This is a genomic window from Emcibacter sp., from assembly GCF_963675455.1.
In the GTDB taxonomy this organism is placed as follows: domain Bacteria; phylum Pseudomonadota; class Alphaproteobacteria; order Sphingomonadales; family Emcibacteraceae; genus Emcibacter.
In genome coordinates, this window is sequence record NZ_OY776217.1 from 101,698 (window position 1) to 115,387 (window position 13,690).

A 13,690-nucleotide genomic window follows, 5' to 3' on the forward strand; every position below is an offset into this window, starting at 1 on the left:
GTTAACTCACCGCCGCTTCCGCCTTTTCCGTCCCGCCCCACAGATTGCCGGAGATATTCCGGATGATGCCGTTCTGGATGTTAAAACCGTCCTCGCGGTCCTTTGCCATCCACCACGGCCCGTCCAGATCGATGAAATCCGCCCCACTACACAGCAATATTGCCGGCGCCATGGACAGGGAGGTGGCAACCATACATCCGACCATAAGGCCGAACCCCTGTCCAAGCGCCAGTTCCCTTAGCCTGACTGCCTCAGTAAGTCCGCCGGTTTTGTCCAGCTTGATATTAATATATTGGTATTTTCCCGTCAGTGCCGGAAGGTCCTGCGAGGTATGACAGGATTCGTCGGCACAGACCGGAACCTTTGGGCGATACTCCCGCAGCCCATCATCCTGCCCCGCAGGCAGCGGCTGTTCCAGAAGATCGATGCCCAGTCCGGCCAGTTCCTCATCGACCAACCTGAGGATATCCATGTTCCAGCTTTCGTTTGGGTCCAGAATGATCCGGCTTTCCGGCGCCTGTATCCTGACCGCGCGAACACGATCGAGAATATTTTCCTGATCAAGTTTTACCTTTAATAACGGTGCACGCCTATTCATCCGGGCTTTTTTTGCCATCTTTTCCGGTGTATCCAACCCGATGGTAATTGCAGTTTCCAGTTCCCTTTGCACCTCAAGCCCAAAAAGTTCAGGAACGGATCTGCCCTGCCAGCGGGCCATCAGATCCCACAGGGCACAGTCGACAGCATTGCGGGCCGCCCCAGCCGGGAGGAGTTCCAGCAGTTCTTCGGGATTTGTCCCTCCTTCAACTTCCGGCAGCACCTCCTCGATCTGGTCCAGGACACTTTCCGTGGTCTCCCCATATCTGGCGTAAGGCACAGATTCACCCTGCCCCGTCACCTGGTCACAGTTTATGGCTACATGTATAACATCCGCACAGGTCTTCACACCGCGGGAGATCCTGAAAGGTTCTCGAAGGGACCAGTTCTCATGGCAGAACGTCAGGCGTTTGTTGATCATGAAATAAAATCCACAATTTCCGTCACACCATCCCTGAGAGGGTCAACACAGGGAACACTGAAATCCGCTGCAAGCTCCTTCATATAATTCCGGGCCTTGCCCATCTCAAAGGCAGATGTGTTCACAGATATGCCACCCAATTTCACTCCCGGACTGGTCAGGGAAGCCGCCCGCAAATTTGCCTCGATACAGTCGCCGATCATTGGCAATGGCTGATGCGGCAAACCCCGCATATGCTGTCTGCCCATTTCGTGGCAAAGCACAAGTATATCTGCCTGTGCGCCATGTAACAAGCCAAGGCTGACTCCAGCATAGGACGGATGAAAGAGGGAACCCTGCCCTTCCAGAATATCCCAGTGATCTTCCTCGTTGTTCGGGGAGAGATATTCCACAGCCCCGGAAATAAAGTCGGCCACCACCGCATCCACGGAAATACCGCCTCCGGAAACCAGGATGCCGGTTTGACCGGTAGCCCGAAAGTCTACATTCATCCCGCGGGAGACCATCGCCTTTTCCAACGCAAGAGACGTATACATTTTACCCACAGAACAGTCGGTCCCCACTGTAAGCAGCCTTTTTCCCTGGCGCCAGATGCCGGTCCCCACAGCCAACTTCTGTGACGAATGACGGACATCGAATATCCGGCGCCCGTTTTTTTCAGCCAGGGCCTTGATCTCGGGAATATCAGACAGCTTCTGATGCAGACCGTTGGCCACATCCATACCACATTCAAGCGCCTCGCGAATGTGGGGAAGCCAGTTTTCCGAAATGGTTCCGCCGGCATTGGCCAGCCCGAGAATAAAGGTTTTAGCCCCCTTTCCCGCCGCCTCGGCAATGGTCATGTCCGGATAACCGAGACTGACTTCACAGCCGGACATCCTGAACTGGCCGATACATTTTTCCGGACGCCACTGGGCAATTCCGCGAGAGGTCTTGACCGAGAGAGGGTCGCGCACATCACCAAGAAAAAGAAGATATGGTGACAAAATTTCCATAATCGTTACTACCTTTGAACTTAATTGATTGTCTGGGCAGAGAGCTGTTGGCCTGTAGCAACCGGCGCTGAATAACCCCGGATCTTCACGACAGCCGGCTCTGCCGGTTTTTCATTGAACTCGATAAAATCCATCCTGAACCAGGGCCTGTCTTCTTTCCCGCCATTCCGGTCAACCATTTCCGCCCGCCATTCAATCAGTGATACCTCATCAACGAAAGCGGGCGCCCCATCTTCATTTTCCAGAAACAACCTGAAACCCTTGACTTTATCCTTTTCAGGAGCTGGAAACTCAATGGAAAACTGCCGCCATTCACCGGGGCTGGCGGTCAGTCGGCCAAGCTCTGCAATTCGGCCCTTTTTCAGGGCAAATCCCCTGCTTTTACCTTCCTCCCAATAACTGAGCGAGACTCTCACCGACGCTTTTTGCGCCGAACGGAGAAATCCATGCAGGGTAAGCGGCGTTCCAGGCACAAAATCATGGGTCCGGATGAAGTTTTTCAGTTCCGTACGGGTGCCGGACGGAAGACACAGAGCCTGACTTCCGCTGTATACCACCTTCGACTGCATGGCACAGCTTGCATCCGGAGAGTTCCAGTTGTCATCAGACAGCCCCCACAGTCCCTGCTGTTCAAAATCACCAAACAGCAAACGATCCCGTCCGAAACGATAGCCGCCTGAACCGGCCTCGATCACCCGGGGATACAGATACCACGGGGTATTAAGACGAATTATCTTGTCTCCTCCATTGATCTGCACCGTCTCAATGGCATCCAGCGCCCGTGTAGACAGCTGGATTACCGCATGTCCGCCCGAACGGCCCAGAACCAGGCCCCGTTCCGCAGACTGGTCCGCAAGCCGCCTCAACACATACTGCCGGATGCTGCCCACCGCCGGTGTCGGATGATAGTTTTTGATATAAAGCGGCACAACCTCGGCCCGATGGAACTTCTCTCCGTCCATCCAGACATAAAGCATGGCGGAAGGATGGGTTTCATAACGATACTGATCAAAGACAAAGTTACCCAATGAATAGGCGATGAGCTTGTTCTTGTAGATTTCGAATCCGTGCACCACATGGGGATGATGGCCAATCACCAGGTCTGAACCGCTCTCCACGGCAAGCTTCATTCGCCGTTCCGTCGTCTCACTTGGGCCATAGGAATATTCACTGCTGCCGTGATACTGCATCACTACGAGATCGCTGTTATCATTCTCTTCTGAAACAGTTTTTCGAATATTTTCGTCTGAGCCATAAGCTGCTCCGCTTTTCTCCGGCCCGTCCGCCACCTGGTTGGGCGTCACCCTCCCCTTCCAGCCTACAAACCCCAGGTGGGACGTGCGAACACCATTGATATTCTGTCGCCAGGCTGTCAAGGCTTCTTTCTTATTCATTCCACCACCGGAATAACCAAACCCACTCTTGCGCAGGGCCTGCATGGTGGACGCCGCTCCCTCCTCAACAAAGTCATTCACATGATTGTTGCCGAGACTGACAAAATCAATGCCGGCCGATTTCAAAGCGGAAAGCATGGCTGTCGGACTAAAAAAAACATAGGATTTCGGTGCCGTAGCTTTCGATTTTTTGTCCATCAGCGGCGTTTCCATATTCACCGAGGCAAAATCCGCCACCGCCATATAGGGGCCGATATGAGATAAAAGCCGGGCTGCGTCCTGCCTCTCATGGCCGGGACGTATCAGCTGCTTTTCCCCACGTTCAGGGTCTTTGAAACGCCTCCCCATCATGGCGTCACCACCAAAGGCCATCATGACACGCCCCGGCTTTTTCCTGACCAGAATTATTGGCGGGATTATGTATCCGTCTTTATCCCTTGCCAGCTCCCGTCCCGCGAAACTGTGCAGAACAGTATAAAATCCGTCTGCCGATACCGTCAGACGGATCAGCCCGGACTGATCAGCGCCCACCCGGTAATATCCCCTCCGATCGGCCTCGACACTGGTTTCATTCAGATTGATGGAAACATTTTCAACGGGATTTCCCTGCTCATCAAGGATAAATCCTGAAAACAGATCGCGGGCTGCCTGGCTTTCGGGCACGACGAAAAACAGGTAAAAAATCAGTGAAAATATACATTTGTCCATTACTTGCGTCCCGAAAGAAACTGTTCCCGATCAAACGGATGAAACAGACTACCCCGGCTTCAGCCACCTGTATAATTCCGGTTTTTAAAACGCATATAACCTTTGGTTATACACTGACATCAGGACATATAATTTTCATAGGTCAGCTTGAAAAATTCCAGGAAATTCCGGCATGCCGTTGAAAGCGGACTATTTTCCAGATACAGCCCTTTGACGGAATAGAGGATCGGGGGATCAATTTCCCGGATCATGATGTTTCCCGGCCCCTCGGACAGGGCCGTCACCTGGTCGACGATCGCCACACCTCCGCCATAGCCAACAATGTTTTTAGCAATGTAATAGGTCTGCACTGTCACAACCGAATTCAGTTCAATGCCACGGTCGAGCAGGCTGCTGTAGAGAATTTCGGCCAGCGGTCCACTGTCCTTTATGCCGATTACGTCCTTCCCTTCCAGCTCCTCCAACTGGATTTTCCGGTCAGACTTCCCGAAATCCCCCTCGTTGCAGATACAGACAAACTCACCGCTTCCAAAGTCATACTCCTGTATCCCTTCCTGGGGTGGAGGATTAAAGGCAAGGCCTATGTCATCCTCATGTTCGTTAAGGGATTTGACAAGATCGTCATAATGGCGGGTTTGTACATCAAAGGTAATTTCAGGAAACTGCCGACGAAAACTTGCAATCGCCAGCGGCAGAATATTCAGCCCCAGCGCCGGCATCACAGCGAGCCGCACATGACCTGAACGACCTCCTCTCAGGTTACGGGATTTGGCCTGCAGGGTCCGCATCTGCCGGTAAACCTTATGGACTTCATTGAACAATACATGAGCTTCATTGGTCGGGATCAGTTTGCCCTTGACCCGATCGAAAAGCGGATATCCGAGTTGATCCTCCGCATGATGGAGGACCTTGCTGATGGAAGGCTGGGACACATTCAGGCGTTTTGCCGCACTGCTGACAGTGCCAGTCGTGTATACGGCATGAAAAACTTCGATATGACGCAATCGCATTTAAACAATCTTTATGTTAAAGGGTCTCAATTTCTCAGTATTGAAATGCTCTATATGCTGACCACGATCGAATCAAAGTGCAACTGTAATTTATTTTATCCTGAACTGCCCCCTTCCCTTGCTTCATTTGTTTACATGAAAGTTACATCTGAAACCGGGGACACAACCAGTTGATCTCTCTCGAGAAAAGATCAGTTAGCCAAACTGGGTCCCATAGAACTAAAACAAAAGTTCAATACAACAATGAATTGGGAATTCCATTAGTTTCGGAAGGTCACTTCTAGTCAGAAAATAGAAACTTCCCCCAGGTTGATTTATCGGTATCAACCGCTTTTTCAGGATAAGTGACTTCCACCCGCTTACCTTCGCGTCTCATCCCGCTCACGCCGATCATCATTTTCCAAGTGTCGCCTGAAAACTTCTTGCGCGATATTTGAACTTGCCGGTGGGTACCCCTGGCAAATCCAGGATTCTTTCTATTCTCTCGGTCTTCAAGCCCTGAGTAAGGCACCCAGAAGCCAGCATAATCTTTAAGCTCCCACGGGCCAGAAGCTGGCTCCCACTTATTATTTCTGAGAATACCTTCCCCCATCTGTGCAGAAAGATGAAACTTGTGAAGCTCACCAGTTTGTGGATGCTCTATGTAAAGGTCTAAAACCGTATAATCATCTGCAGTGGCTTTAACACAAATGTAAAAATACTCTTGGTCATGCATAACATAAAACGAAGCCTGTGCTGGTAGTTCGGTTTTTGTCGCAGCGTCCCATTCATCACCCCCACAGCGACCATCAAGGAGCGCAGCCTTGTTAGTTTCCTTTATAGTAATGGTTTCAGCAGCAATGGCTACAGAACAGTCGAATGCCAGAGCAGCGCTCAATGCCAACAATTTGGGTATATTTTTCATGGAAAATTCTCCAGTGCGCTTCTAACTATTCCTGTGGCCGGAGCTCCTCAATAACCCGGGCGTCGACCCAGAAAATATCTACATTTTCGTATTTATCCGAGCCCATATTCCGGTTGAAGAAAAGATATTTTCCGCCTGGGGTGACGCTGGCGGAGGCTTCCCAGGCGCCGGTGTTTACCTTGTCGCCCAGATTAATAGCCGCGCCCCAGGTGCCATCCTGCTGTCGGAAACTGATATAAATGTCTGAATCGCCATAGCCGCCTTCTCTCTTGGCATCCCACAACAGATAGGATTCATCGGGCGCAATGAAGGGATGGTTCAGGTAAGTGCCTGTGTTGATTTCCGGGCCCAGGACTTTCGGCTCTTCATATTTTCCGTCAATCCGGCGGGAATAGCGCAGGGGAAAGGCCGGGTTTTCCTTGTCATAGGTATCAAAATAATAGGTGGCGTTGGCCGACGCCGAAAGCCGCATGATCAGCAGGTCTTTAAAGGGGGCATCGAGAGTTTTCACCTCCGACCATCCGTCCTCGGTGCGTTCCATATAGCGCCGGCCCAGATGCATGGCCCTGCCATCGGGAGAGACGAACGGCTGACCGGCCCAGCCTGATACAACAGACTCGCGCCAACGATTATTTTCATATTGAAAAACAACGAACGTAGCGTCTTCGTATTTGCCGCCGTTCCTCAGCAGGTAGAACTCATTCATGTCGGGTGTGAAGACGCCGCCATATTCCCAATGTTCTGTCGAAACAATACCGGGCGCAAATGCTTCAGGTGTCAAACCGGGAGGTTCCTGCCCGAGATAAGGGCCGTCGAGGACCGGTAGTTCATCCCGGGCATGACTTGCGCCACTCACAGCCAAAAAAGTGAGCAACGGAATAATAAACGCTGAAAAACGCTTCTTCATATTTTCTCTCCCCATATACGATATTATAGTTTCTTTCTTTAAGTGCACAAAATCACATACTTTTCAGCTATGATAACCATTTTATGACACATATTGCGGTCACAGGAAACGCAGTGCCATGGTTAAAATCTTCAATTACCTATAACCCGGTCAGCCTCAAACCTGCCTGACTTCTACACCGGCCAGGTGCAGGGCTGAGCAGAGTGCATAATCTCGCTGCATTCGACAAAGGAATTGCGATAAACTGTTCTTTTCGAAAGATAAAGCCCGCATGCCGCGTAACGTCCCCCACCAGACCCTTAACGTCGGCAATGGGCCAATGGAACCTATCGGCACTTGGTAGCTTCTCCGGTTGAATTGTTCCTGCCGACCGGTGACCTGATTGATCTGCCAGGCCATTACGGCTACGGCCCGGAAGCCCTGAGCGAATTTCTGAATGACATGAAAGAAAATTGGTAGCGGAGGTGCGCTACCAATGGAACCCTCAGGCAATGCATCAAACCGGAACATACGAGTGTCATCTTAGTCGGGACACCTCTGTCAAATGACAAAAGGACACCACATTCCATTGGCACCTGACGCCCGTAAATTAGAATTGCGCCCTAATATCAACACGGCGACGGGACGCCTCGGCCAGCCCATCGGCGGCCTCCACATCCACCGGTGCCGGATTTTGCGCCCAGTGAATTTCGATCTGCTCTTCCGGCACACCAAGGCGGATCAGCGCTTCTTTCATTTTTTCCGCCCGCTGGCGCGCCAGTTCCGGTTTTTCGGCAATGGTCCGGCCGGAAAGCTCCTCGGGTTCGGACGCTGCATAGCCGGTAACCACAAGCTTCTTGGGTTTGGCGGCCCTTATCCAGGTGATGGCCGTATCCAGCAGGTAATCACCATACTGGTAACTGACGAAATGCCGGTTGAATTCGAAAAACATATGGAAGGTGCGGTCCGTATAGGGACCGGGTGGCGTGGGGCGCGCCTCGGACAGCGGACGCACATTGCGGGGCGGCAGACTATAGCGGCGGCCGGGAAACCCTTCGGCTGGCAGCATATGGCGCGTACAGTGGGTGGAAAGCTTCGACACATGAACCGGCTCCAGCACCACACCGCCACAGGGATTATCCTGCTTGTCGGACATATAACCTTCCACCAGAACTTCGAAATTCCAGTCCGGTTTGATCGGGGACGGGGTCACATCATAGCGAACCCCGCTTTCCCGGTCATCAGCCAGCCAGCAGCCGGACTTGCGACCGTCCCGTGCATCCCGGTAGATGGGACAGCTGATGAAACGGACAAGCTCTCCGGCTTCTACGACAACAGGGACAAAACCGAGCATGATCAGGAATGTTGAAAAGATAAGTTTCTTCATCACAGCGCCCCCATCAGGTGCACCAGGTCCTGTTTTTCCTGTTCGGTATAGCCGATGTTAAAGCGGCGATCATAATAGTCTACCACGGCACGCAGATCATTGGCTGACCCGTTAGAAAAATAGGGCGCGCGCGCTGACAGGCCACGCATGGACTGCAGCGTGATTTTGCCCACATCGCGGCAGTTGCCGGAAATCATGGCGAACCCCGGGTCGTGGGTGAAAATCTCCCGGCCGTAATGGGGATGCGGTTCCCCCGTGCAAGTAATTTTGAACAGCGGCAGATGCGGCGCCGGATCGGCAAACGGCATGGTCGTCGTCCCCAGATCCACCTGGCCCGGGGCCACATCATTGCCCATCTGGCTCATGTTGTGACAGAAGACGCAGCTGTTGAGCACCGGATTGCCAAAACCGATCGGGGAGTTGATGCCGGCACTGTCGGAAATCAGGAACATTTTCTCCTTGAACACCCGGGCGCCACGGGCAACAGACTCGCGGTAGGCGATTTCCTCTTCAGTAAGCTTCGCCTTTTCTTCGCCACTCATATGTTCCCAGGCTTCAAATTCGCTCCAGACCGGGATGCCCTGGCTGCCGAGCCTGCCGGCCGGAGAATCCCGCAGCAGTTCCGGTCCACCCCGGGCCCCGCCCTCGTCCAGCGGCCCGCCGACCTTGTCCTCCGCCTGGGCGGTATAAACGGTGAGGATAAATTCACGAATTTTATTCTTCTGCTCAACTGTCAGACCGTCCACCATCTCCAGATGGGTTCTGGAGGCGTCCTGCATCTGCTCGAACAAGGTCGTCGCGCGGTTGTCGGCCATGATATTGCCGGACAGCATTTCGCCCGTTTCCGGATTAACCGGCAGCGGCAGCCCCTGTTTTGGATCATAGGCAAAGCCGACCGCAATCAGATATTTCAGATTGGCCACCGGGCGCGGCCGGCGGTAGACGGAAATGGCCGGCTGTTCAGCCTCAAGGCCGTAATCCTTGCCGGTGTTACAACCCCAGGGATCGCGAACCACTTCGATATCAAAATCGGGCACCACCTTTTTGCCGTAACGGTCTTTTGGCGGCCACGGAATTGAAACACGAAACAGGCCGTGGTCCAGAAGCAGAGAATGGGAGTCCCGCTCCTCCTGCGGCAGTGCCGGACAGTTGGACCCGTCATAGGCGGCGAACAGCGGATCACCGCCATCGGTTTCCCTCCAGCGGTTGCGGATGGTCTTGACCGACAGGCTCATGGAATCCGCCGGCTGGTGACAGGTCACGCAGCCGCGACCATTGAGACCAAGCGGTGCAAAGAAAGGGTGGCTTTCCACCTCCAGCGGCTCACCGGTCTTCAGAACCCGCAGAACGCCGAGGCCATTTTCATATTCGATGGCCGACGGAAAAATCCGCTCGTCGCCGGGCGCCCACCAGTCATCAGTACTACTCTCCCCGTCTCCGGCATGGGCGTTCAGCCCGGCAAACGGAGTGACGATGAACAACAGAATCGCAAGAGCTTTTCTCATGGCAGCCATCATGTATTTGTCTCAAAAAAAACCGGGACCTCCTGAATCGTTGGAGGCCCCGGAATGGGAGAACAGTTTAGAAGTTATATTTTGCCCTTGCACCGAAGGTGCGTGGCGGACCATAGAGGTAACCACCGTTGGCACTGGAAGCATTCTGCACCTGGGAAGCGATATAGGTTTCGTCGGTGAAGTTATCCACGAAACCTTCCACTTTCAGGTCCTCGTCCACATCCAGGGTCAGACGGAAATTGAAGATATCCCGGGACGGCACAAAGGAGCGGTCACTGAGGAACGGTGTCGCCAGCTGGCTGTCCAGATGGGACCATTGCACCCGCGGAGTCAGCGACATGCCATTATCAAGAACAAATTCATATTCAACCCCCGCATTGACCGTCCATTCGGGAGAGAAGGGCAAGGTATCGCCTTCATGCACCAGCCGGTTGGTGTTGTCACACTCGGGGCTGACGATCCGCTCATTGGCATCATTGATACAGGCGTCCTCGGCAAATTCCGCGCTCAGGTAGCTGAGACCCAGGTTGAAACTCAGGCCGCCGAACTGGGCCAGAACCTCAAGTTCCATCCCCCAGGCTTCACCGGAAGCCGCATTCTGGGTCACCGGCAGGCCGTTCAGCAGGCTGGCGAGCTGAATATCCTGATAGTCGGAATAGAAGACATCCGCATTCACCCGGATATGACGGTCCATCAGTTCGGTCTTGACACCGGCTTCATAAACAAAGTTTTTCTCAGGCCCGAAGTTGCCCTGGGGTTCCAAGAGGTTCACACCGCCCGCCTTGTAACCTTTGGAGGCCGTGACATAGAGCAGCGTGTCTTCCATGTGATAATTCACACCGATCTTGCCGGTCAATTCTGTCGAATCAGTGGATGTACTGAAGGGGTCCATCGGAGGCCCAGGCAATATGTTACGGTGATAGACCTGTTTATCCCAGCTGTAGCGGGCGCCGGCGATAAATTCAAGCTCGTCAGTGGCATACCAGTTCACCTGACCGAACAGGGACTTGCTGGTATTTTCAGCTTCCGTGTCGATTGTTGAATCAGAGGAAACAAAATCCACATTGCTGTGGTTGTCCCTGAGAAGCTCAACCGGCACATCCTCGTCGAAATAGAAACCGCCGACCACCCACTGTACCGGACCGTCGCCGGTGGACATCAGGTTAAACTCCGCCATAAAGGTTTCGAAAGTGGTATCCCCCCGGCTCACGCGTGCAGGATAAATGGCGCGGTTGGCACCATTGGCGGGCAGCCCTTCCGGGACCGGCAGAGCAGTCGCGGTCCGGTCGCCGTCCACCTGATCACGGGTATAGCCGTCCTGGTAGGACACCAGACCGCGCATGTCAATTTCCTCGGTGATGGCGTATTTGACTTCGGCAGACGCCCGATAACCGTTCTGATCCAGATAGGAAATGGCGTCTTCCTCGATCACGAAAGGATCGTCGCTGACCGCATCATCGGGGTTTTTCACCGCATTGTAACCAGTATGCAGGTCAAAATGTTCGCCGCGCAGGTTGACCCGCAGTTTTTCGTCGCTTGTCCGGAAGGCAAGATTGATGCGGGCCGCATCCAGGTTCATATCACCGGGAGAGCTCGGGCTCGGACCGATATTATCGGTAAAGCTGTCGCGCTCGTCGTGCACATAAGAGACACGCATGGCAAAATTTTCGCCCATATCCAGATTGAGGGCGCCGACCAGACGGTATTTATCATAATTGCCGACGGTGCCATCCACATAACCGAAAGTCTCCCCATATTCCGGGGCTGGCGTGCGTACGTAAACGGCGCCGCCGGTAGAGTTCTGCCCGGTCAGGGTTCCCTGCGGGCCGCGCAGGACCTCGATGGTGGCGATATCAAAGAAGCTCTGGCTGATGAATTGTTCATGCGGAACCAGAATGCCATCGGTATAATAGGCCACCCCCGGCACAGAGGTCGGCGCGGACTGGGCGATCCCGACACCACGGATATTGATGAATGTGGAACGGTTATAGGTATTGATGGCCACGGACGGCGCCACATTCTGGATATCATGGATATTGCCAACGCCTTTTTTGGCCAGGGCATCAGCCGTCAGCACCGTGGCAGAGATCGGAATATCCTGCAGGTTCTGTTCACGACGTTCCGCTGTCACGACGATCTCTTCAAGAGTAAATGCTTCTGCACCATCCACTTCCTGGGCCTGAACGGCGCCGGACAATGCAAACCCGGCCAAGACACCGGAAAACAAAGGTAAATATTTATGAGAGCGTATCATTCCAAAATTCCCTTCCCTATTTTAAAGTATAAGTGAATAACTGTAAATTAGATCCCAAGACAGCATTCACATGTGTTTGTTATGATTTAGCTATCATTTATAGCATTTAAATGCAAGCCCTTACATTGTAATTTTTACTGTTTTGGCACCCATTATATATCTACCACATTGTTTTTAAGCCAATAATACTTTTTGCAAGCGCTTTCTATTGATCTTCCAGCCAAACAGAGTAAATATAGCCGTCTGTCAATCCGGCCATCGCCGGGGAAAAACACGAGCACAGAGCGTTTAGTCGCATAGGGAGATTCTTCATGATACAGGTACAAAGGGAACTGGCCATCAAGGTACGCTGGCGGCTGGTCATTCCCACCATCCTGTTTATATTTCTCAGCTCCCTGGACCGGGCCAATGTCAGTTTCGCCGCTCTGCAGATGAATGTTGACCTCGGTTTTTCCCCTGCGACATACGGCTTCGGCGCCGGCATTCTGTTTTTCGGTTATCTGGCCGGGCAATATCCAAGCATACTGCTGTGCCAGAAGTATGGTTTCAAGCTATGGATCTCAGGCCTTGCAGTGGTCTGGGGAGCAGCCTCCGCCACAATGGCCTTCATACACACCCCTATGGAATTTTATGTGATCCGTGTAATTATCGGCATTGCTGAAGGTGGTCTTGCCCCCGGTATCGTACTCTATCTAAGCCAGTTCGCCACTGAAAAGGAAAGAGCAACAACCTTTGCCCTGCCCATGCTGGCCATACCCCTGTCCATTATTCTGGGCGGCCCGTTGTCAGGCTACCTGCTGGACATGCAAGCGCCTGGCGAAATGGCGGGATGGCGCTGGATGTTTCTGGCCGAGGGCACACCGACAATCCTGCTGGGACTGGCCTCCCTGTTCTATTTTCCCAACACGCCGCGAGAAGCAAAGTGGCTGACAAACGAGGAAAAAAACTGGCTGGCCGCCAACAGCACGAACCACACCAAAGAAGGCGAAAAGCCAATAAACGACTGGTCGGTGATCATGAGCCCCATTGTCTGGGCCTCCGCCCTGCTGTGGTTCTGCCTGCTTGCCGGTGCATACGGCATTATGTTCTGGCTACCCCAGGTCGTTCAGCATATGTCCGGCTTGTCCGCCTTTGAGATTGGCCTGGTCAATGCCCTTCCCTGGATGGGGGTTGGCCTCGGCGTTTATTTCAATTCCGCCCATTCCGACAAAACCGGCGAGCGGTTCTGGCATATTGGCCTGCCCTCTGCCATCTCGGCGCTGGCAATCATTGCCGCAACGGCTTCAGGATATGGGGTTCTGAGCCTCTCACTGCTGTTCATCGCCGGACTTGGACTTGGCGCCGCCCAGGGTGCTTTCTGGGCCCTTCCCACGGCTCTGTTCACGCCTGCCAGCATGGCCATCGGGGTTGTCACCATCAACATTGCCGGCAACACCTCCGGCGCCATCATCTCGCAGATTATCGGCTACATAAGGGAACAAAGCGGCGGATATTTCGCCCCTATCCTGCTGGTAGCCTCACTCATGTTCTGCGCCAGCGTCATTGTACTGCTGATCCGGCTGAAACTGGCGGACGATAGAGTGCGCGAGGCAAATTAACGCCCGCGCATTGTTATCATGC

Annotated in this window: 11 protein-coding genes; 2 read left to right on the forward strand and 9 right to left on the reverse strand. The window is 53.3% G+C overall.

Annotated features, from left to right (window positions below):
* Position 1 precedes the first annotated feature (1 nt).
* The 6 genes from dgcA to ACORNT_RS00445 form a co-directional block, all read right to left on the reverse strand.
* Positions 2-1,018, reverse strand: coding sequence for an N-acetyl-D-Glu racemase DgcA (dgcA, locus tag ACORNT_RS00420; RefSeq protein WP_321393785.1), 1,017 nt, complete (start codon positions 1,016-1,018; stop codon positions 2-4).
* Entirely contained in the window at positions 1,015-2,013 is a 999-nt protein-coding gene (gene dgcN / locus ACORNT_RS00425) for an N-acetyltransferase DgcN (protein ID WP_321393787.1), read from the reverse strand. Before dgcN ends, dgcA begins: the two co-directional genes overlap by 4 nt.
* Positions 2,014-2,033: 20 nt before the next feature.
* Positions 2,034-4,115, reverse strand: coding sequence for a CapA family protein (locus tag ACORNT_RS00430; RefSeq protein WP_321393789.1), 2,082 nt, complete (start codon positions 4,113-4,115; stop codon positions 2,034-2,036).
* A 119-nt stretch (positions 4,116-4,234) separates the two neighbouring features.
* On the reverse strand, positions 4,235-5,125 hold the full coding sequence (locus ACORNT_RS00435) for a LysR family transcriptional regulator (RefSeq protein WP_321393793.1): 891 nt from the start codon (positions 5,123-5,125) through the stop codon (positions 4,235-4,237).
* Between the two features lie 280 nt (positions 5,126-5,405).
* Positions 5,406-6,029: a hypothetical protein gene (locus tag ACORNT_RS00440; protein WP_321393795.1), complete on the reverse strand. Its 624-nt coding sequence runs from the start codon at positions 6,027-6,029 to the stop codon at positions 5,406-5,408.
* Positions 6,030-6,054: 25 nt separating this feature from the next.
* Positions 6,055-6,936, reverse strand: coding sequence for a hypothetical protein (locus ACORNT_RS00445; RefSeq protein ID WP_321393798.1), 882 nt, complete (start codon positions 6,934-6,936; stop codon positions 6,055-6,057).
* Between the two features lie 336 nt (positions 6,937-7,272).
* Between ACORNT_RS00445 and ACORNT_RS00450 the strand changes: the two genes are divergently transcribed.
* On the forward strand, positions 7,273-7,395 hold the full coding sequence (locus tag ACORNT_RS00450; protein ID WP_321393801.1) for a hypothetical protein: 123 nt from the start codon (positions 7,273-7,275) through the stop codon (positions 7,393-7,395).
* A gap of 130 nt (positions 7,396-7,525) precedes the next feature.
* Here the strand turns inward: ACORNT_RS00450 and ACORNT_RS00455 are convergent, their stop codons facing one another.
* The 3 genes from ACORNT_RS00455 to ACORNT_RS00465 all read right to left on the reverse strand — a co-directional run bounded on the left by ACORNT_RS00455 (position 7,526) and on the right by ACORNT_RS00465 (position 12,070).
* Positions 7,526-8,302 (reverse strand): hypothetical protein, encoded by a 777-nt coding sequence (locus ACORNT_RS00455; RefSeq protein WP_321393803.1) that lies wholly within the window; start codon positions 8,300-8,302, stop codon positions 7,526-7,528.
* Complete coding sequence (locus ACORNT_RS00460; protein ID WP_321393805.1) at positions 8,302-9,807, reverse strand: hypothetical protein; 1,506 nt, start codon at positions 9,805-9,807, stop codon at positions 8,302-8,304. The genes ACORNT_RS00455 and ACORNT_RS00460 overlap by 1 nt, the downstream gene beginning before the upstream one ends.
* A gap of 76 nt (positions 9,808-9,883) precedes the next feature.
* Complete coding sequence (locus ACORNT_RS00465; protein WP_321393808.1) at positions 9,884-12,070, reverse strand: TonB-dependent receptor; 2,187 nt, start codon at positions 12,068-12,070, stop codon at positions 9,884-9,886.
* A 311-nt stretch (positions 12,071-12,381) separates the two neighbouring features.
* Between ACORNT_RS00465 and ACORNT_RS00470 the strand changes: the two genes are divergently transcribed.
* Positions 12,382-13,668 (forward strand): MFS transporter, encoded by a 1,287-nt coding sequence (locus tag ACORNT_RS00470; protein WP_321393811.1) that lies wholly within the window; start codon positions 12,382-12,384, stop codon positions 13,666-13,668.
* The last annotated feature ends 22 nt before the right edge of the window (positions 13,669-13,690 follow it).

What these genes read in the sequence shown, in the direction of transcription:
- ACORNT_RS00470 (WP_321393811.1), top strand. Translation starts at nt 12,382, where the DNA reads ATGATACAGGTACAAAGGGAACTGGCCATCAAGGTACGCTGGCGGCTG.
- ACORNT_RS00465 (WP_321393808.1), bottom strand. Translation starts at nt 12,070, where the DNA reads ATGATACGCTCTCATAAATATTTACCTTTGTTTTCCGGTGTCTTGGCC.
- ACORNT_RS00440 (WP_321393795.1), bottom strand. Translation starts at nt 6,029, where the DNA reads ATGAAAAATATACCCAAATTGTTGGCATTGAGCGCTGCTCTGGCATTC.
- ACORNT_RS00430 (WP_321393789.1), bottom strand. Translation starts at nt 4,115, where the DNA reads ATGGACAAATGTATATTTTCACTGATTTTTTACCTGTTTTTCGTCGTG.
- ACORNT_RS00460 (WP_321393805.1), bottom strand. Translation starts at nt 9,807, where the DNA reads ATGAGAAAAGCTCTTGCGATTCTGTTGTTCATCGTCACTCCGTTTGCC.
- ACORNT_RS00445 (WP_321393798.1), bottom strand. Translation starts at nt 6,936, where the DNA reads ATGAAGAAGCGTTTTTCAGCGTTTATTATTCCGTTGCTCACTTTTTTG.
- dgcA (WP_321393785.1), bottom strand. Translation starts at nt 1,018, where the DNA reads ATGATCAACAAACGCCTGACGTTCTGCCATGAGAACTGGTCCCTTCGA.
- ACORNT_RS00455 (WP_321393803.1), bottom strand. Translation starts at nt 8,302, where the DNA reads ATGAAGAAACTTATCTTTTCAACATTCCTGATCATGCTCGGTTTTGTC.
- dgcN (WP_321393787.1), bottom strand. Translation starts at nt 2,013, where the DNA reads ATGGAAATTTTGTCACCATATCTTCTTTTTCTTGGTGATGTGCGCGAC.
- ACORNT_RS00435 (WP_321393793.1), bottom strand. Translation starts at nt 5,125, where the DNA reads ATGCGATTGCGTCATATCGAAGTTTTTCATGCCGTATACACGACTGGC.